The sequence below is a fragment of the Tabrizicola sp. genome (genome assembly GCF_030373185.1).
In the GTDB taxonomy this organism is placed as follows: domain Bacteria; phylum Pseudomonadota; class Alphaproteobacteria; order Rhodobacterales; family Rhodobacteraceae; genus Tabrizicola.
Genome location: NZ_JAUCZH010000001.1, coordinates 305300 through 323890 on the forward strand (window position 1 = coordinate 305300; position 18591 = coordinate 323890).

The following is an 18591-nucleotide window of genomic DNA, read 5'->3' on the forward strand; positions in this document are numbered from 1 at the left end:
GGAACAGCGGTATGGGTGCATCCGGTCAATACGTCGGCTCCAGCCGCACGGATGCGGGCAGGGCGTGGCGTTTGGCCGGGATGGTGTAGAGGCTGGCAAAGGTCAGCGCGGCTTTGGCGCCAAGGGCCCAGCCTTTCAGCTTGCCCGCGATGCCGCCCTGACGCTTCGCCGCATCCATCGCGATGAAGGTGCGGTTCATGCGTTCCAGGTTCGGAATCCAGCGCGGGTGGTCGATGTCCAGCTCCATCGGGAAGATCTGGCGCGCGATGGTTGAGGTCTTGCGGAACACCTCTTGATCATACCAGCTGATTTCGACGCCGAGCGCCTTGTGAAACTCCGGCCGGGCGTGGTCGCGGACCCACATTGTCGAATAAACGGCGGTCAGGAAGAACTTGATCCACAGCTTGTTGACGAAGCTGGTGGTCAGTTTCGGATCGGTCTTCATGATCAGGGCGAAAGCCTCGCCATGGCTGAATTCGTCGTTGCACCATTCCTTGAACCACTTGAAGATCGGGTGGAACCGCTGTTCGGGATGCGCCTCAAGGTGGCGGAAGATCGTGATGTAGCGGGCGTAGCCGATCTTTTCCGACAGATAGGTGGCGTAGTAGATGAACTTGGGCCGGAAGTATGTGTATTTCTTCGCCTTGGTCAGGAAGCCAAGGTTGACGGCAACCCCCGCCTCGCGCAACGCATCGTTGATGAAGCCGGCATGGCGGGCCTCATCGCGGGCCATGTAGCTGAAAAGCTCGCAGATGTCGGGGTTTGATCCGCGGCGCTTCATTTCCTTGTAAAGCACACAGCCCGAAAACTCTGCGGTGCAGGACGACACCAGAAAATCGATGAACTCACGCCGGAGGGCGGGGTCCATGCTTGCCCAATCCACCTTGTCCCAGGCCTCGGTCTTCTTGAAATGGCCCTTGTTCGGGTCGGATTTCATCTGGGCGATCAGCTTGTCCCACTCGGCGCGGATGGGCGTGACGTCAAGACGGTCCATCTCGTCGAAGTCGGTGGTGTAGAAGCGCGGGTTGAGAAGCGTGGTTTCCGTCGCCATCGCGGTCGTGTCGACCGTGGGCTCCACGATCAGGTCGGCATCCGGGTTTTCGGGGTAAAGGTCCATCGGTGTCGCGTTCATAGCCGGACCTCCTCGGAAAAGGAGAACTCGCACAGCTCCATGAAGCCGAAATCGCCGGTCATCCGGGTCCAGAGCCGCTCCAGCGGGGTGGCGCGGGTGATCGTGGCGGTGCGGTCTTCGACGATAACCTCGCCGTAAGCGGCCAGCACCGGCGCACCATGCACCAGCACCTCATCACCGGGATAGACAACGGCGCCATTGTTGAAGCGGACGTGGGCATGCAGGCTTTCGAAACGGTGGCTGACCTCGACGGTGCAAGGCACCTTTTCCTTCGTTCGTGTGAAAAGTCCCATGATCGTGGTTCCCTATTCCTGATCCAGAAGCCGTTCGAACGCGGCTTTGTTGTCGCCCCCGAAAGCGTAGAGTTCAGCACTCCACCCGGTTTCGGGGTCTTCGGCCACAAGGCGGCCATTGGCATATTCGACGATGCGCACGGGTTTGGTCTGGTCGACCTTGTGCTTGCGCCGTTCGGTGAAGATGCCTGACTGGATGACGGTGATAAAGCCACCATGTGGCAGGTCCAACAGGACATTGCCATCGGTGTTGCGCACAATGACGGCCTGCGCAGACAGGCCTTCCAGCACGATCCACTTTTCGCGCACGACCTCGGCCGCTTGCGGCTGGGCCACGGGTTCGCGCCCGGTGACTGCGGCGAAGGTGGTGATCGCAAGGGTGGCAAGGGCCAGCCCGAACATGGCGCGCAAGAGGATGCGCGGAACAAGCTCGGGGTCGCGGCTTCGGTAGCCGGGTTCGTGGGTCAGGGTGGGTCGGTTTGTCATGTCTGCCCCCTATTCCGCTGCGACAGGCGCGAAGGGCGCCGTATCATGGGTGGAGCGCGCCACTTGCGGCGCGGTCACCCGGGCTTCGGCCGCGTCGGCCAGAAGGCGGGCCACCCGGGCGGCATCGGGGATGGACCGCAGCGCAGGCTGGGTCTTCGACCATAGCCCCGGGCGCAGATGTGGCCAGGCGACAAGGACGGAAATCCGCGTCTCGCCCAGCGTATCCAGCGCGATCGTGCCGGTGCCGTCGCGGCGCAGGTCAAGGTTGGCCGCACCGACCTGCACGAAGGGCAGGTTGAAGGTGACAGGCAGCGCCGCCCCGATCCGCAAGACGACGCGGGCGGTGGTCAGCGTGTAGGTGGTGGCGCGGGCCTGAACCCATGCCAGGCCGTAGATGATGCCAAGACCAAGCAGCGCCAGCATCACATAAGGCAGCCCCATCGCCAGCGCCAAGGCAGACCCGCCATCGGCAAAACCAGCCCCTGCGCGCCAAAGGACGATCAGGGCGAAGTATCCGGCGATCCAGCGGATCCGGTAGGCATCGCGGGCAAGCGCCCAGGCATCGGGGCGTCCTTGCCAGAGGATCAATTCACCTTGCGGGGGCCGTTCCGGCAGTCCTGGCAAGGCGTCGAAAGCAAAGTCATCATGGCCTGACATATCAGACCCTCCATCTTGATGTGAAAGGCGAGGCCCGGGCGCGGGCCGCTGCCTGTCAGGTGATCAGAACCCGCGCTTGCGCTTGGGGGCGTCATACATCCAGCCGGACGCGACATAGGCCGAGATCTTGTCTTCCTCGAGCTTGGTCACTTCGGTGGCTGATCTGGTGGCCGGGATGCCGTCAAAGCTGTCCGATGCAAGGAAGTTCACCCGCACGCGGTCTTCCCAGATCCGGGCCAGTGTCATCGGCACCAGCCGCTTCTGGCCCGAGTTCAGGTCGATCTCCAGATAGCGGACAAGCTGCTCGGGGGCATCGACCCACATGTCCGAGACGCGGCCGACAACCTCCAGATCGCCAGCCTGAACCGGCAGACCGCGCGGGTCGCGCCCTGCGGTGACGCTGAAACCTTCGGCCTGCGCCAAAGGCACGATCTTGTTGTGGCCATGGCCATCCAGTTCCGGCTCATCGCGCCGTGGCACCCAGGAGGCCGGGCCGACGCCATCGACCATCGGGTTGCCAGTGGGCGCATGGGGAAAGCCCTCGGACACGGCGGTCCGGGCAAGGGCCAGATCACCGCGACGATGCGCGGCTTCGTTGTCGGCCGAAGGCACCGTCACATCGCCCTTGCCATGCGGCAGGCGGAAGGTCTTGGGCTTTGGCACCGGGAAAGGCCCCTGGTTCGGGGCGGCAAGACCGTCCTCGGTTTCCAGGGGATAGCCTTCCCGCATGTTCTCGGTCTGAAGGTAGTAGATCAGCAGGGCGAAGAAGCCCCAGAAAAGCCAGATCGACAGGCTGGCAAGATCGAAGCTGCCGAAGAAGTTGACACCTACCATTGCGGTATCCTCTGTTTGCGACCCCGGATGGGGTCAGGTGGGAAATTCGGCGATACCGAAGCGGTCGCCGGACGTGGAAGTGGGCGCGAGCGGGGCAACCCGGACCAGCGGTCCAAGTGCGACGAGGGTCAGGAACAGAAGGCCGATCTCGGTATGATAGACAAAGGTGTAACCAAGGGTCGGGTCGGTCAGGGCAGGGCCAAGGGCGCCGCTTTCGGCAAGGTGGCCGGTTATGTCGCGGATTGCGCCGCCAAGGAAGATTGCAAGGCCCGCGGCGGTGGCCTGTGCGGCCCCCCATGCCCCCAGCGCCAGACCGGCACCTGCGCCCGAGGTCTTCAGCGCCATGGCGGCGGTCAGGGTGGACACCGCAAAGAGCCCGGTGCCAAAGCCGATGGCCGTGGCCCCAAGGTAAAACAGCACCGCACTTTCCAGTGGCCCGGCAAAGATCACGGCGGTAAAGGCGGCGATCCCGGCAAGGATGCCGCGCGCCGCAATGCGGAACGGATCACGCCCCTTGCCCAGCCAGCGCGCGGCCAGGATGAAACCGACCAGCGCCCCCATCGCGTAGACCGCCGTCAAAAGCGTGGTCTTGGATACCGAAAGCCCCAGCACCTCGCCGCCATAAGGCTCCAGCAGCACGTCCTGCATGTTGAAGGCCAGCGTCCCTAGGACAACCACCGCCAGCAAGCGCCCGGCCGTGCCGCCTGCCATCAGATCCGCCCATGCGTCACGGAACCGTGGGCGCGGGGCGGCGCGTTCCTCACGCGTCATCGGGCGCACCTTTTCCTGCTGCCAAAGGGCTATCAGGTTCAACACCACCGTCGCCACCGCGCAGCCCTGCACGACACGGACAAGGGTGATCGGGTCATAGTCGCGCAAGAGCCAGCCGACGATGATCGCAGAGGCGCCCATCCCCAGCAGGAACATGACATAAAGCAAGGCCACGACGCGGGGCCGTGTCTCATCGGTCGCGCGGTCCGAGGCCAGCGCCAGACCGGCGGTCTGGGTCATGTGAAGCCCAAGGCCGGTCATCAGGAACGCCAGCGCCGCCAGCACCTCGCCCGCCCAGGCGGGGCCGTGATACTGGTCGCCGGACAGGACGATCAGCGCAAAGGGCATGACCGCAAGGCCCCCCATCTGCCAGAGCGAGCCGAACCACAGGTAAGGCACCCGCTTCCAACCGATGGCCGACCGGTGCGTATCCGACCGATGGCCCAGAAGCGCGCGGAACGGGGCCACCAGCACCGGAATGGCGATCATCAGGGCCACGATCATCGCCGGAACCGACAGTTCCACGATCATCACCCGGTTCAGCGTTCCCAGCAAAAGCACCGTCGCCATGCCGACCGACACCTGAAACAGCGACAGCCGCAACAATTGGCGCAGCGGCAGCCCTTCGGACGCCGCATTGGCGAAAGGCAACCACGAGGCATCCAGCGCCTTCAGGTGCTTTTTCCGCAGGATCATGGCTGAAACTCCATGCAGTCCGAGATGTAGAACCCCCGCGAGACCCGGCCGATGCGGCTTAGCCCCGGCCCGGTGGCGCGGCCAAGCTCTTTCAGGCTGTGCGGGATCATTACCGGCGACCGGTCCGACCGGGGGAACAGCTTGCCCGCATGCCACATCGCCATCAAAAGCGTGGTGCGCGGGGCCACGGTGAACACCACCGCGCCGCTGCGCTTGCCCAAGGCATGCAAGGTGCGGGCAATGTCATCGGCACCGTAGTAGATCAGGCTGTCCATCGCGAGGACGAAGTCAAAGCGCCCGAGCGCGGGGTCGGTCATGTCACCGGCATGAAAGCTGACTTGCGGGCGCAAGGTCGCGGGCAGGCGGTCGCGGGCAATCTCGACCAGCTTGGGCGAAATGTCGGCGGCCATCACACTCGCACCGCGCAACGCCAGTTCCTCGGTCATCGCACCCGTGCCGCAACCCGCATCCAGAACCCGCGCGCCGCGCAGGTCTTCGGGCAGGCGCGACAGCATCAACGCGCGCATCCTGTCACGGCCTTCGCGCACCGTCTGGCGGATGCGGCTGACCGGCGCGTCCGAGGTCAGCCGTTCCCACGCCTTGGTGGCGGTGCGGTCGAAATAGGTTTCGACCCGGTCGCGCGTGGTGACGTAGTTCGGCATCAATCGAACCCCAGCAGCTCAAAGATCTCCCGGTCGGGCAGGGATTCCGGGAAGGATTCCGGCAGGCTGACCGATTTCCACAAGGCATCGGCCAGACGGATGTATTCGGCCCGCGCCATCACGATGTCCTGATCGTCGTCCATCGCAAACAGGGTCTTCTTCTTCAGGCGGCTGCGGCGGATCGCATCGATATCCGGCATATGTGCCAGACGGTTGAAGCCGACCTTGGCGCAGTAGCGGTCGATCTCGTCGGTGTCCTTGCTGCGGTTGGCCACACAGCCCGCCAGCCGCACCTTGTAGTTCGAGGACTTGGCCTGCACCGCCGCGATGATCCGGTTCATCGCATAGATGCTGTCAAAGTCGTTCGCGGTCACGATCACCGCCCGGTCGGCGTGCTGAAGGGGGGCGGCAAAGCCACCGCAGACCACGTCACCCAGCACGTCGAAGATCACCACGTCGGTATCGTCCAGCATGTGATGCTGCTTCAACAGCTTCACCGTCTGCCCCACGACATAGCCGCCGCAGCCGGTGCCGGCCGGAGGCCCGCCCGCCTCGACGCATTTCACGCCGCCGTAGCCGATGGTCACGAAATCTTCCGGGCGCAGCTCCTCGGCGTGGAAATCGACTTCCTTCAGGATGTCGATCACCGTGGGTTGCAGCTTGCCCGTCAAGGTAAAGGTCGAGTCATGCTTCGGGTCACAGCCGATCTGCAACACGCGCTTGCCCATCGTGGCAAAGGCAGCCGACAGGTTCGATGAGGTGGTGGATTTCCCGATCCCGCCCTTGCCATAGACCGAGAACACCTTGGCGCCCTCGATCTTCTGCGACGGGTCCAGATGCACCTGCACCGAGCCGTCTCCGTCCATGCCGCGAAGGCCCGAGTCACGAAGGCTGGGGATATCGTCTCTCGGGCTCATATGGCCTCCATTCCGGCAAACAAATCCATGATCTGCTTGCTCTTTTCAAAAATACTCCGGGGGTAGTCCATTGGTTTCGCCATTGGTTCGATAGACCAATGGGCTGTGGGGGCTGGCCCCCCGCTTCCGAAAGTTGCTCCAGGCGCAGCATTCATCATTCCGCAGCGATCCCTTCCATCCGGTCTTCCAACTCATCCGCCGCGCGTTGCAGGGCGGCGAGGGTGGCTGCATCCGGGGTCCAGTAATGCCGGTCCGAGGCTTCCAGAAGGCGCGTCGCCATCCGGCTGGAGGCTTCGGGGTTGAGGTCGGCCAGACGCTTGCGCATCGCGTCGTCCAGCACGAAGGTTTCCGACAGCCGCTGGTAGACCCAAGGTTCCACATGGCCTGTCGTGGCGGACCAACCCATCGTGTTGGTCACATGCGATTCGATCAGCCGCACGCCCTCGGCCCCGTGGCGCAAAAGGCCTTCGTAGAACTTGGGGTTCAGGCTGCGGGCGCGGGTCTCCAGCGCGATCTGGTCTTGCAGCGTGCGGACCTGACCGCCGCCCCGGGTCTGGTCGCCGATATAGACCGGCGTCGCCTCACCACCGCCGCCGTTCCCGATATGCGCGCGGCGCACGGCGCGGGCCACCCCGCCCAGCGTATCGAAGTAATGGTCAACCGACGTGACCCCCAGTTCCACCGATTCAAGATTCTGGTAGGCCAGATCCACATCGCCAAGCACCTTTTGCAGCAGTTTGTGCTGTTTGGCCGGCTTGCCGTTGACGCCGTAGGCAAAGCTCTTGCGCGCCTCATAGGCGTCGGCCAGCTCATCTTCCTCGCCAAAGGCGGATGATCCGACCAGCGTGTTGACGTTGGCCCCATAGGCCCCTTCGGCGTTGGAGAAGACCCGCAGGGCGGCAGTCTCAAGGTCCACGCCCATTGCCTCGGCATAAGCCAGCGAATGCGCACGGATGAAGTTCTGCTCGGCGGGTTCATCGGCGGATGCGGCTTTCCATGCGGCTTCGGCCAGCATCCGGGTCTGCAAGGGCAAGAGGTCGCGGAAGATGCCTGACAGCGTCATCACCACGTCGATGCGTGGCCGACCAAGTTCGGCAAGCGGGATCAGGTCCGCACCGCACAGCCGGCCATAGTGGTCAAACCGCGGTCTTGCCCCCATCAGCGCCAAGGCCTGCGCAATCGGGCCGCCGTCGGATTTGATGTTGTCCGACCCCCACAGCACCAAGGCGACCGAGTGCGGCAAGGTCGGGTGGGCATCCAGCAAGCGCTGCGCCTGCGCCGCCCCATCGGCCAGCGCAAAGGCAGTTGGCATGCGGAACGGGTCGAAGGCGTGGATATTGCGCCCGGTCGGCAGAATGGCGGGCGAGCGGATCAGGTCGCCCCCCGGAACCGGCGCGATGTAGCGGGCCGAAAGCGCGCGCAGAAGGCCCGGAATTTCCGTGTCTTCGGCCATTTGGCGGGCGGCCTCGGCGCGGGCATCTTCCGGGATAAGCGACAACAGTTCCGCCATCGCCGCCGGATCGATCTTGCGGCCAAGGACATGCAGCCCATCGGTGATCAACGCGCCTTCGGTCTCCAGCAACTTCAGCCAAAGGGCGTCGATATCGCCCACAAGATCCACCGCCTTGGCCTGTTCCACCGCAAGGGCGGCAAGTTCGGCATAGTCGCTTGCGTCCGCTTCCGTTGCGCGCAGGCGGGTGAGTGTGTCTTTCAGGTCAACCAGACCCTTGTAAAGCCCGGCCCGGGCCAAGGGGGGCGTCAGGTGGGTGACCGTCACAGCGTTCGACCGGCGCTTGGCAAGCGTCGCCTCGGAAGGGTTGTTCGCGGCGTAAAGATAGACGTTCGGCAGGTTGCCGATCAGCCGGTCGGGCCAGCAAGCAGCCCCCACACCGGCCTGCTTGCCCGGCATGAATTCCAGCGCGCCATGCATCCCGAAATGCAGCAGGACATCGGCCCCGAAATCCTCCCGCAGCCAGCGGTAGAAGGTGGTGAAGGCATGGGTCGGGGCGAAGCCCTTTTCAAAGAGCAACCGCATCGGGTCACCTTCATAACCGAAGACTGGCTGAAGGCCGACGAAGACATTGCCGAATTGGCAGCCAAGCACATGCACGCCGCGCCCGTCCGTCTGGTGGCGGCCGGGGGCTGGACCCCAGGCGGATTCGATTTCCGCCAGCCAAGGCGTCTTGGCCACGATTTCGGCGGCGGGAACGGTGGCATGCACATTGGCGGGCTGGCCATGGCGGGCAGCGTTGCCGTGCAGCACCGCCTCACGCAGGGCCTCCACGCTTTCGGGGGGCGTCAGGCTGTAGCCTTCAGCGGCCAACGCGTGCAGGGTGTTGAACAGGCTTTCGAAAACGCCAAGGTAGGCGGCGGTTCCCGCAGCTCCCGCATTCGGCGGAAAGCCGTAAAGCACGATGGCCAACTTGCGCTTTGCCACCGCTGACCGACGCAGACGCGCCAGCCGTGCAACCTTGTCGGCCAAAGCCTCGATCCGTTCGGGGCAGGGCGACATGGCACGAGTCTCGGCGGCCTCAATCGTCGCGGGTTTGCAGTTGCGGCCACAGCCGTCGCAGCCTTCGGGATCGTGTCGGCCGGCAAAGACCGTTGGGTTCGTCGCGCCGTCAATCTCGGGCAATGCGATCAGCATGGTGGTTTCCACCGGGCCAAGCCCGCCAGACGCCGCCTGCCACTGGCGCAGGGTCTGAAACTCCAACGGGTGCGCCGCGACATATGGCACATCCAGCGCGGTCAGGGTTTCCACCGCCGCTGCGCTGTCATTGTAGGCGGGGCCACCGACAAGGCTGAACCCGGTCAAGGATACCAGCGCATCGACCTTGTCCTTGAAATACGCCTCGATCGCGGGGCGACCATCAAGGCCGCCGGCGAAAGCGGGCAGAACGGCAATCCCCCGCGCCTCGAAGGCCTTGATCACGGCGTCGTAATGCCCGGTATCGGCCGACAGGATGTAGGACCGCAGCATCAAGAGCCCCACGGTCGCCTGCGCATCCTTCGGGCGCGGCATGTCGCGCGCATCCGTGGTGATCCGGGCCTTCAGCGACGGGTGGTAAAGCCCCACATCCGGGTAATCGACCGGGGCGGCGGCCTTGGCACCCTGCCAGCCGTGCTTGGTGGCATAACGCCCGACCAGAAAACGGATCATCGCCTCCAGATTGTCGTCCGAGGCACCAAGCCAATATTGCATCGACAGAAACCAGGCCCGCATGTCCTGCGCCTTGCCCGGGATCCAGCGCAGGATCTTCGGCAGGCGGCGGAGGAGCGCCATCTGCTTTTGCCCAGAGTTCGCTGAAGGCGATTTGGAGCCGCGCATCTTCTTGAGGAAGGCCATCGCGCCCGAGGCGGGCTTGGACATGTCCAGATCGCCCATCTTCGTCAGCTTGACGATCTGCGGATCGGCGATGACGCCGACAAACGCATCCAGCCGGTCGCGGACCTTCATAAGGTCGGGCAGGATGGCGGTGATGTGTTCTTCGATGAAAAGAAGGTTCGCCACCACGATATCGGCCCCCGCCACGGCGGAGCGGGCGCGGGCAAGGGCGGCGGGGTTTTCGGCCCATTCGGCGGCGGCGTGGACGGAAACCTCGATCCCCGGAAAGTCACGCGCCAGACGCGGCGCGATGCGGGCGGCGGGGCCGGCGGCATGGGCGTCAAGCGTCAGGATCACAAAGCGGTAAGTCACCGCGCGACCCGCCCGCCTTGGCGCGTCCAGCCCGGCCTCTAAGGCCTGCATATGGCGATCATCGCGCATAATGGGCCTTTGCCTCATAAAGGGTGTCGATGCTGATCGCCGTCACGCCCTTGTCGGCGGCGAATTTCTCGGTGTTGCGCTTGGCCTTGCCGCGCACGAAGAACGGGATCTTCTTCAACTCGCGTTCGGCATCGGCCAGCCAGATCACCTCGCCTGTCACCTGCGCTGCATCTTCCGGCATTTTCTGTCCGGAAGTTTCCCCGCTGGAGGCTTCCGCAGTTTCAGCTGGCACATCCGGTCGGGCGCTTGCCTTGGCCCCGTGATGGCTCGGCCCTGCGGCGTCGTGAAACTCGAAATCCTCGCGGAACATGGTCAGAAGATGCTCTTCCAGCCCCATGACCAAGGGATGAACCCAGGTGTCGAAGATCACATTTGCGCCCTCAAATCCCATCTGCGGGCTGTAGCGGGCGGGGAAGTCCTGGACATGGACCGGCGCGCTGATCACCGCGCAGGGGATGCCCAGACGCTTGGCGATGTGGCGTTCCATCTGGGTGCCAAGGATCAGTTCAGGTTGCAGGCGGGCAATCTCGGCCTCGACCTCCAGATAGTCGTCGGTGATCAGCGCCTCCAGCCCGTAGGTCTTGGCGGAGGCGCGAACGGGGCGGGCCTGTTCGCGGTTGTAGCAGCCAAGGCCGACCACCTCGAACCCGATTTCTTTCGCAGCGATGCGGGCGGCGGCGATGGCATGGGTGCCGTCGCCGAAGATGTAGACGCGCTTGCCGGTCAGGTAGGTCGAATCCACGCTGGCGGCATACCAGGGCTGGCGGAGCCCCGTCTCGGCGGGCAGCGGCAGGCCGGTCAGCGTGGCCACCTCGGCCAGGAAATCGCGGGTGGCGTGGGTGCCGATCGGCACGACCTTGGTGAAGGGCTGGCCAAGGCTCTTTTCCAGATGCCGCGCGGCGGTCTCAGCCGTTTCGGGGTACATCAGCACGTTGAAATGCGCGGCCCCCATGCGCGCGATGTCCGCCGGCGTGGCATCCAGGGGGGCGCAGACGTTGACGGCCACGCCCATGCTGGCCAGCAGCCGGGTGATCTCGGTCACGTCGTCGCGGTGGCGGAACCCCAGCGCAGTCGGGCCGATCAGGTTGCAGGTGACGGCTTCGGTACGGGGCAGGGGTTTGGCCAGAACCTTGACGATCTGGAAGAACGTCTCATCCGCGCCGAAGTTTTCCTTGCGGCTGTAAGACGGCAGGTCCAGCGGGATGACGGGGCAGGGCAGGCCGATCGCCTCGGCCAGACCGCCGGGGTCATCCTGGATCAGTTCCGCGGTGCAGGAGGCACCGACGATCATCGCCTGCGGCTGAAATCGGACGAAAGCTTCGCGTGCGGCGTCCTTGAACAGGTTCGCGGTGTCGCCGCCAAGGTCACGGGCCTGAAAGGTGGTGTAGGTGACCGGCGGGCGGTGGTTCCTGCGTTCGATCATCGTGAACAGAAGATCGGCATAGGTATCGCCCTGCGGCGCGTGCAGGACATAGTGCAGGCCCTTCATGGCGGTGGCCACGCGCATCGCGCCGACATGGGGCGGGCCTTCATATGTCCAGAGTGTCAGCTTCATGGCTGGCCTCCGGGGGCTGTCTGCCCCCGGACCCCCGAGGATATTTGCGCAGAGAGGAAGACGGCAGAGAGGGTATCAATGGTCATTCCGCGGCCTCCGGGGTGAGGAGCGCGTGACGGCGCAGGGGCCTTGCGAAGAGGCCAGCCAGATCTGCGGCCTGTTCGTAGAAGTGGACCGGGGTGAAGACCAGTTCGATCGCCCATTTGGTTGCCAGACCTTCGGCTTCGAGCGGGTTGGCAAGGCCAAGGCCGCAGACCGTCAGGTCAGGCCGGGCGGCGCGGGCACGGTCAAGTTGCAGTTCCACGTCCTGGCCTTCCGAAAGGACCGGGCCTTCCGGCAAGAGCGCCAGTTCCGGCGCCATCAGTTCACGGTGCAGATAGGGCGTGCCGACCTCGACCGGGATCATGCCGCATTCGCGGGCAAGGAACCGGGCGAGGGGGATTTCAAGCTGGCTGTCGGGAAAGAAGAAGATGGATTTGCCGCGCAGCGTCTGGGCCACGGCGGCCACGGCCTTTTGCGCACGGGCGCGGGGTGCGGCAAGGACGGCGTCCACCCGGTCACGCGGCAGGCCGAGCGCTTCGGCGACGGCGTGAAACCACAAGGTGCTGCCCTCTTCGCCGAAGGGGAAGGGGGCCGATATGGCTTTGGCGCCGCGCACCTGCAAGGCGGCATGGGTCGCGCCCAGGAAGGGCTGCACCAGAATGAAGCGGGTGTTTGCCCCGACAGGCGGCAAGTCGGTCGAGCGGCGGGCGGGCAGGGTGCGGACCGGACCGGCCCCAATGGCGGCCAAGAGCGCCAGCATCTGGTCTTCCACCACATCGGGCAGCGCCCCCACCACCAGCAGTTCCGCCGCATCGGTCGCTGGCAGGGCCGGAACCATGGCGGCAAGGCAGGCGTCTTCGCCTTCGGTGAAGGTCGTCTCGATTCCCGACCCCGAGAAATTCAGCACCCGCACATTCGGCGCATGGCGGGCGTCGAGCCGTTCGGCCGCGCGCGACAGATCCAGCTTGATCACCTCGGACGGGCAGGAGCCGACGAGGAACAGCTGCCGGATGTCAGGCCGGCGTGACAGCAGGCGCGCAACCTCGCGGTCAAGCTCGGCATTCGCGTCAGCCAGACCTGCCAGATCCTTCTCTTCGAGAATCGCGGTGCCGAAGCGGGGCTCGGCAAAGATCATGACCCCGGCGGCGGCTTGCAGAAGATGGGCGCAGGTGCGGGAGCCGACGACAAGGAAGAAGGCGTCCTGCATCTTGCGGTGCAACCAGATGATCCCGGTCAGGCCACAGAACACCTCACGCTGGCCGCGCTCTTTCAGGACGGGGGTGTTGGTGCAACTGCGGAATGGGGTGTCAAGGCTCATGCCGCCACCCCCGCATCGAGCCGTGCGCGGCGGAGCTTCCACAGGAACTGGCCTGCGTTGATTACATATGTCGCGTAGGCGGCAAGGGCGATGAACATCAGCCCGTGTGGCGTGAAGGCCCCGGACCAAAGCGCGTAAACATACAGCGAATGCAGGGCGATGACGGCGAAACTGAACACGTCTTCCCAAAAGAAGGCGGGGGCGAAGAGGTATTGACCGAAGACTTCCTTTTCCCAGATCGCGCCGGTCACCATGATGAGAAACAGAAAGCCGGTCTTGATCAGGATCGACACTGTCGCGGCAAGATAGCCATCGCCGGTCAGCAGGAACCGCAGAACCAGAACCAGCGAAATGACGAAGACCAGGAACTGTGCCGGGGCCAGAATGCCCTGCACGAGAGTCCAGCGCGACGCATCCCGCCGCGCACGTTCTTCCGCCGTGTAAAGCCTTTGCTTGGGGCCGGAAGCTTGGGTCATCTGCATCGGCGGCGGGCCTTCCACGGGGATTGGTCTGTTACCGAACGTAGACACGCCAGCGAAAGTGTCAATCAAAACTTACAATCCTGCACCTGACAGCGCATGCAGAATCATTCTGGATCGCCGGGCGGAAATGCACTGAAAAAGCCTGCATTTTTGGCACTTCCGGCGGTAAGTGGGTCACAATGACGTCGATTGCCCTGGCAGGTGTCAATTTACTTTGACAATGCTTTCGGCTTGTCGGACATTGGAATGGACAGCGCGGGCCGCGGATCGGCCTGTGCGCAATTCCGCGCAATGTCTGGCGATTGGTGCCGGGTGTGGGCGGGTCGGGGTAGCGGGATGCGCGACAGCCAGCACGGCGGGCAGAGCGAGCGCAGCAGCGAGGAGCTGACAGCGCTGGCGCGGACGGTGGTCGCGCGGCTGGCGACGCGTGCGGCTGGCATGCCGCGGAATCTTGATCCGGCGCTGGTCATGGCGATGTTGCGGGCCGTCGGATCGACTGACCCCAGCCAGTTCGAGGCATTGCGTCCTGAAATCCGCCGCGCCCGGATCAGCGATGTCGATCTTGTGGACTTCTATTTTCCCGCCGTGGCACGCCAGTTGGGGTGTGACTGGGCAGATGACCGCTGCGGGTGGGCTGATGTCAGCATCGGCATGGCGCGCTTGCAGTCCATGGTTCACCAGATCGGCCGTGACTGGGCCAGCAATGCCACCGCCACGCGGGAAACGTCCTCGGTTCTGGTCGTGTTGCCGGATGGCGAGCAGCACAGCTTTGGCGTGCAGGTTCTCGTGGGTCAGTTGCGGCGGCAGGGCGTGTCGGTTCATTTGCAGATCGGGGCGCGGCCGGACGGCCTGCGCGCCCTGATGAAACAGCGGCGTTATGACTGCGCCCTGATATCGGTCGGGTGTGAAGAAAGGCTTGAGTTTTGCCGCAAGTTGGTGAAGTCCCTCAAGGACGGGTCCAATGGCAGGCTTTGGGTGGCGGTTGGTGGTGCGGTCCTGGACCGGTCGATCGACGTGCTGGCGCTGACTATGGCAGACATGGCGACGCAAGATCCCATGCAGGCCCTTGCTCGCGCTCATTACAATGCCGGGCAGCGCTTGCGGTCCCGGACGAGTGAAGAACTGGCCGCGCTGGTGGCTGGAAAAGAATGGTTGGAAGCGACGTGACGACGGATGGACGCCATCTGCTGAATTCGGGCAAATTGCCCATGATCCCGCCAGCCCTTATGACGGAGGTGCTGACGTCTGCCGCCGACATCACATTGCTGGTGGCCCCCAATCTACGGGTTGTCACGGTTCTGGTGAACCCGGGGCATCGGTCTTTCGGGCAATTGACCGATTGGGAGGGGATGCAGCTTCCCGATATCCTGACCGAGGAGAGCTGCCGCAAGCTGGAGATGCGCTTGTCGGATCTGCATGGTGGCAGGACAGGGCTTTCGTTGGAAATCAACCACTCCAGCCAGCAAAGCTGGGATTTCCCGGTGCGCTATTCCTTGCACCGCATGGGGCAGGATGGGTCGATCCTGATGTTGGGCCGCGACCTGCGGCCTTTGGCCGAGGTGCAGCAGCAGCTTGTCACCGCACAGCTTGCGCTGGAACGCGATTACGAAGCACAACGTGAGCTGGACACCCGCTACCGGGTGTTGATGGAAATGACCCGCGACCCGGTCATGCTGGTTTCCATGTCCAGCGGACGGATCGCCGATCTGAACCCGGCGGCGGCTCTTTTGCTGGGCGGTGCGCGTCAGGAAATGATCGGCACCGCCGTCGCGCAGGAATTCGATGGCCGCCGGCGTGGAGAATTCCTCGACGCGCTGGCCAATGTCGCCGCGACGGATTCCACGAACCCGGTTGAAGTGACGGCCCGCCGGTCTCAGCGCCGCGTGCTGGTCACGCCCAAGCTGTTCCGCGCGGCGGGTGAGCGGATTCTGCTTTGCCTGATCGACCCGGCGGAAAGGGCCTCGCAAGCCTCTGACGAGTTGGGCGAAAATCTTCAGCGGCTGTATCATGAGGGCGTGGACGGCATTGTCTTTGCCGATGCCGAAGGTGTCATACGCGCCGCGAACGAGGCGTTCCTGAATCTGACAGATGCCAGCGGCATTGCCGCCGTGCGGGGCCGGTCGATTGCCGATTATCTGGTGCGCGGACAGGTGGATCTGCGGGTGCTCTTGGACAATGTAAAGCGGACTGGACAGATCCGGCTTTACGCTACCCGTCTGACCACTGATTTTTCCGGTCAGATCGCGGTGGAACTGTCGGCAAGCTGGCTGAACGACCGGCCGAACCCGATGATGGTTCTGGTGATCCGCGATGCCGGCCGCGCCGAATCCCTGCGCCGCGCCGGAGGTGGGTTGCCGGATGAGGGTGCGCGGTCGGTGATGGAGCTGGTGGGGTCTTCCACGCTTAAGGATATTGTGGCGGAAACCACTGATGTCATTGAGAAAATGTGTATCGAGACCGCACTTGAGCTTACCCGCAACAACCGGGTGGCGGCGGCCGACATGCTTGGGCTGTCGCGCCAGTCGCTTTACGTCAAGCTGCGCAAATACGGCATCCTGAACCGCGACGGCGAATAGAAAGCACCCGTCAAGGCGCCAATTTCCGGGTACGCGTTGCGGTTCAGCCATTTGACCTGAATCAATGAAAACCTGCGGCACCCCTGTCAACTTGAGTTGACATGAGGGAGAACCGCCATGCGCATCGTCTTCGTCCATCCCAACTACCATTCCGGCGGGGCCGAGATTGCCGGCAACTGGCCCCCCGCATGGGTTGCCTATCTGGCGGGAAGCCTCAAGTCCAAGGGCTTTGACGACATCCACTTCATCGACGCGATGACGATGCATGTCGGCGGCGAAGACCTGCGCGCCAAGCTGGTCGCACTGCAACCCGACATCATCGGCGTGACTTCGATCACCCCATCGATCTATGCCGCCGAAGAGGTTCTGAAGATTGCCTCGGAAGCCATCCCCAACGCCGTTCGGGTGCTGGGCGGGGTTCACGCAACCTTCATGTTCCGGCAAGTCCTGTCCGAAGCGCCGTGGATCGACGTGATCGTGCGCGGTGAGGGCGAAGAGATCATGACCGCCCTTGCCGAAGCTGTCCGTGATGGCCGCTGGCCCGCAGATCGGCGCAAGATCAAGGGTCTTGCCTTTCACGACGGTAATGAGATTGTAGCCACCCAAGCCGCGCCCACGGTCAAGGATCTCGACAGCATCCGCCCCGACTGGACGCTGATCGACTGGCCGCACTACATCTACATCCCGCTGGGCGTGAAGGTCGCGATCCCCAACATGGCGCGGGGCTGCCCCTTTACCTGTTCCTTCTGTTCGCAATGGAAGTTCTGGCGCGATTACCGCGTGCGCGACCCGAAGGCCGTGGCCGACGAGATCGAGGATCTGGTGACGAACCATGGCGTCGGCTTCTTCATCCTTGCCGATGAGGAACCCACCATCAACAAGAAGAAATTCGTCGAGTTCTGTCAGGAGCTGATCGACCGCGGCCTGAACAAGCGCGTCAAATGGGGCATCAATACCCGTGTGACGGATATCTACCGCGACCGTGACCTCTTGACGTTCTATCGTGAGGCCGGGCTGGTCCATGTCTCGCTTGGCACCGAGGCGGCGGCGCAGCTGAAGCTCGATCTCTTCAACAAGGAAACCAAGGTCGAAGAGAACAAGGAAGCCATCCGCCTCTTGCGGAAGGCCGATATCTTCACCGAGGCCCAGTTCATCGTCGGTCTGGACAACGAGACGCCCGAGACGCTGGAGGAAACCTTCAAGATGGCATGGGATTGGCAGCCCGACCTTGCCAACTGGTCGATGTATACCCCTTGGCCATTCACGCCGCTGTTTCAGGAGATCAAGGATCAGGTCGAAGTCTTTGATTTCTCGAAATACAATTTCGTCACGCCGATCATGAAGCCCGCTGCGATGACGCGGGGGGAACTCCTCGACGGGGTGATGAAGAACTACCGCCGCTTCTACATGCGCAAGGCGCTGTTCCACTATCCGTGGCGCGGCACCGGCTTCCGGCGACGCTATCTTCTGGGCTGCCTCAAGGCCTTTCTCAAGGCCGGGGTCGGGCGCACCTTCTATGACCTTGGCAAGGCTGGCTATTGGGGCCCGCAGACCAAGGGACAGGTCGATTTCCACTTTGACGAGACCCGCACCATCGCCGAGGCCCAGATGGCCGATTGGGAGGCCAGCGCCGAACGCAGCCGCAAGCACAAGGAACGGCAAGAGGCCGTGCGCGCCCAGATGAAGGACCGCGCCAAGGATCGGGCCAGAGAGCCTGACGGCGTGCCGGACCTTGGGCCGATGGCCTGCGGTGGTGGGCGCGAACAGATGCAGGAACCGGCGGAGTAGGCCGATGGATGGCGGCAGCGCCCCGTTCGCCGAAAAGACCGCGCGGATCGGGCCAAACGCGATCCTGCAACTGGTGGCGGTGCTGGATGCCGAAGAAGGCCGCACGACCCGCGATTGGGTGATGCGCGGGTCAGGCCAGTCGGTTCCGCCAGACGATGCCGGGATGTGGCCCGAGGCCGCCTGCCGCGCAGTGCATCTTGCGGTCTACCGCGACTTGCCAAACCGGGCCGAGGGTCTGATGGCCAAGGCCGGGGCCGCTACGGCGGATTACATTCTGGCCAACCGCATTCCCGGCCCGGCCAAGGCGCTGATCCGCGCGCTGCCAGCTGCCTTGGGCGCAAGGCTCCTGACTGCCGCGATCACCCGCCACGCCTGGACCTTTGTCGGGTCGGGCCACTTTCGCGTGGCCTCCCGCGCCCCCTTGACGGTCGAGATCGGGAACAACCCTTTGTCGCCCGGCGGTGGGCGGCACTGTCATTGGCATGCGGCGGTGTTCGCCCGGCTGTATCAGGCGCTGGTCTGGCCAAATGCCCGGGTTGAGGCAACCGAAGATCGCCGCGCCAGCCGCTTTGTCATTCGCGCGCGCTGACGCCGCGACAACCTGTCAGTCCAGCTT

Annotated in this window: 16 protein-coding genes; 4 read left to right on the top strand and 12 right to left on the bottom strand. The window is 64.0% G+C overall.

Annotation, left to right across the window (positions count from 1 at the left end):
* Nucleotides 1-25: 25 nt before the first annotated feature.
* The 12 genes from acsF to bchF form a co-directional block, all read right to left on the bottom strand.
* The gene (gene acsF, locus QUV21_RS01465) at nt 26-1117 is read right to left on the bottom strand and encodes a magnesium-protoporphyrin IX monomethyl ester (oxidative) cyclase (RefSeq protein ID WP_300853457.1); all 1092 of its coding nucleotides are present in this window, start codon (nt 1115-1117) and stop codon (nt 26-28) included.
* An 11-nt stretch (nt 1118-1128) separates the two neighbouring features.
* Nucleotides 1129-1425 (bottom strand): hypothetical protein, encoded by a 297-nt coding sequence (locus tag QUV21_RS01470; RefSeq protein WP_300852666.1) that lies wholly within the window; start codon nt 1423-1425, stop codon nt 1129-1131.
* Between the two features lie 12 nt (nt 1426-1437).
* On the bottom strand, nt 1438-1911 hold the full coding sequence (gene puhC, locus QUV21_RS01475) for a photosynthetic complex assembly protein PuhC (protein WP_300852668.1): 474 nt from the start codon (nt 1909-1911) through the stop codon (nt 1438-1440).
* 9 nt (nt 1912-1920) lie between these two features.
* Nucleotides 1921-2568: a photosynthetic complex putative assembly protein PuhB gene (puhB, locus tag QUV21_RS01480; protein ID WP_300852670.1), complete on the bottom strand. Its 648-nt coding sequence runs from the start codon at nt 2566-2568 to the stop codon at nt 1921-1923.
* Nucleotides 2569-2631: 63 nt separating this feature from the next.
* Nucleotides 2632-3402 carry a photosynthetic reaction center subunit H gene (puhA, locus tag QUV21_RS01485; RefSeq protein ID WP_300852672.1) on the bottom strand — a complete coding sequence of 257 codons (771 nt, stop codon included), beginning with the start codon at nt 3400-3402 and terminating at the stop codon, nt 2632-2634.
* A 33-nt stretch (nt 3403-3435) separates the two neighbouring features.
* Nucleotides 3436-4869, bottom strand: coding sequence for a PucC family protein (locus QUV21_RS01490; protein ID WP_300852674.1), 1434 nt, complete (start codon nt 4867-4869; stop codon nt 3436-3438).
* Nucleotides 4866-5531, bottom strand: coding sequence for a magnesium protoporphyrin IX methyltransferase (gene bchM / locus QUV21_RS01495; protein WP_300852675.1), 666 nt, complete (start codon nt 5529-5531; stop codon nt 4866-4868). Before bchM ends, QUV21_RS01490 begins: the two co-directional genes overlap by 4 nt.
* On the bottom strand, nt 5531-6448 hold the full coding sequence (gene bchL, locus QUV21_RS01500; protein WP_300852677.1) for a ferredoxin:protochlorophyllide reductase (ATP-dependent) iron-sulfur ATP-binding protein: 918 nt from the start codon (nt 6446-6448) through the stop codon (nt 5531-5533). The genes bchM and bchL overlap by 1 nt, the downstream gene beginning before the upstream one ends.
* Before the next feature lie 154 nt (nt 6449-6602).
* A complete protein-coding gene (locus QUV21_RS01505) occupies nt 6603-10196 on the bottom strand; it encodes a magnesium chelatase subunit H (protein WP_300853458.1) in 3594 nt (1197 codons plus the stop codon).
* A 7-nt stretch (nt 10197-10203) separates the two neighbouring features.
* Entirely contained in the window at nt 10204-11769 is a 1566-nt protein-coding gene (bchB, locus tag QUV21_RS01510; protein WP_300852679.1) for a ferredoxin:protochlorophyllide reductase (ATP-dependent) subunit B, read from the bottom strand.
* Between the two features lie 82 nt (nt 11770-11851).
* Entirely contained in the window at nt 11852-13129 is a 1278-nt protein-coding gene (locus QUV21_RS01515; protein ID WP_300852681.1) for a ferredoxin:protochlorophyllide reductase (ATP-dependent) subunit N, read from the bottom strand.
* Nucleotides 13126-13611 (bottom strand): 2-vinyl bacteriochlorophyllide hydratase, encoded by a 486-nt coding sequence (gene bchF / locus QUV21_RS01520; RefSeq protein ID WP_300852682.1) that lies wholly within the window; start codon nt 13609-13611, stop codon nt 13126-13128. The genes QUV21_RS01515 and bchF overlap by 4 nt, the downstream gene beginning before the upstream one ends.
* A gap of 336 nt (nt 13612-13947) precedes the next feature.
* Between bchF and QUV21_RS01525 the strand changes: the two genes are divergently transcribed.
* The 4 genes from QUV21_RS01525 to bchJ all read left to right on the top strand — a co-directional run bounded on the left by QUV21_RS01525 (nt 13948) and on the right by bchJ (nt 18564).
* Nucleotides 13948-14778, top strand: a complete 831-nt coding sequence (locus QUV21_RS01525) for a hypothetical protein (protein ID WP_300852684.1) — start codon at nt 13948-13950, stop codon at nt 14776-14778.
* Between the two features lie 17 nt (nt 14779-14795).
* The gene (gene ppsR, locus QUV21_RS01530; RefSeq protein ID WP_300853459.1) at nt 14796-16187 is read left to right on the top strand and encodes a transcriptional regulator PpsR; all 1392 of its coding nucleotides are present in this window, start codon (nt 14796-14798) and stop codon (nt 16185-16187) included.
* Between the two features lie 117 nt (nt 16188-16304).
* A complete protein-coding gene (bchE, locus tag QUV21_RS01535; RefSeq protein ID WP_300852686.1) occupies nt 16305-17975 on the top strand; it encodes a magnesium-protoporphyrin IX monomethyl ester anaerobic oxidative cyclase in 1671 nt (556 codons plus the stop codon).
* A 4-nt stretch (nt 17976-17979) separates the two neighbouring features.
* Nucleotides 17980-18564: a bacteriochlorophyll 4-vinyl reductase gene (gene bchJ, locus QUV21_RS01540; protein WP_300852688.1), complete on the top strand. Its 585-nt coding sequence runs from the start codon at nt 17980-17982 to the stop codon at nt 18562-18564.
* Nucleotides 18565-18591 lie beyond the last annotated feature (27 nt).

Excerpts from the sequence above, each read along its gene's own strand:
- puhB (WP_300852670.1), bottom strand. The coding sequence starts at position 2,568 with ATGTCAGGCCATGATGACTTTGCTTTCGACGCCTTGCCAGGACTGCCG.
- bchM (WP_300852675.1), bottom strand. The coding sequence starts at position 5,531 with ATGCCGAACTACGTCACCACGCGCGACCGGGTCGAAACCTATTTCGAC.
- acsF (WP_300853457.1), bottom strand. The coding sequence starts at position 1,117 with ATGGACCTTTACCCCGAAAACCCGGATGCCGACCTGATCGTGGAGCCC.
- bchJ (WP_300852688.1), top strand. The coding sequence starts at position 17,980 with ATGGATGGCGGCAGCGCCCCGTTCGCCGAAAAGACCGCGCGGATCGGG.
- bchL (WP_300852677.1), bottom strand. The coding sequence starts at position 6,448 with ATGAGCCCGAGAGACGATATCCCCAGCCTTCGTGACTCGGGCCTTCGC.
- QUV21_RS01505 (WP_300853458.1), bottom strand. The coding sequence starts at position 10,196 with ATGCAGGCCTTAGAGGCCGGGCTGGACGCGCCAAGGCGGGCGGGTCGC.
- bchB (WP_300852679.1), bottom strand. The coding sequence starts at position 11,769 with ATGAAGCTGACACTCTGGACATATGAAGGCCCGCCCCATGTCGGCGCG.
- bchF (WP_300852682.1), bottom strand. The coding sequence starts at position 13,611 with ATGCAGATGACCCAAGCTTCCGGCCCCAAGCAAAGGCTTTACACGGCG.
- puhC (WP_300852668.1), bottom strand. The coding sequence starts at position 1,911 with ATGACAAACCGACCCACCCTGACCCACGAACCCGGCTACCGAAGCCGC.
- QUV21_RS01490 (WP_300852674.1), bottom strand. The coding sequence starts at position 4,869 with ATGATCCTGCGGAAAAAGCACCTGAAGGCGCTGGATGCCTCGTGGTTG.
- puhA (WP_300852672.1), bottom strand. The coding sequence starts at position 3,402 with ATGGTAGGTGTCAACTTCTTCGGCAGCTTCGATCTTGCCAGCCTGTCG.
- QUV21_RS01525 (WP_300852684.1), top strand. The coding sequence starts at position 13,948 with ATGCGCGACAGCCAGCACGGCGGGCAGAGCGAGCGCAGCAGCGAGGAG.
- QUV21_RS01470 (WP_300852666.1), bottom strand. The coding sequence starts at position 1,425 with ATGGGACTTTTCACACGAACGAAGGAAAAGGTGCCTTGCACCGTCGAG.
- QUV21_RS01515 (WP_300852681.1), bottom strand. The coding sequence starts at position 13,129 with ATGAGCCTTGACACCCCATTCCGCAGTTGCACCAACACCCCCGTCCTG.
- bchE (WP_300852686.1), top strand. The coding sequence starts at position 16,305 with ATGCGCATCGTCTTCGTCCATCCCAACTACCATTCCGGCGGGGCCGAG.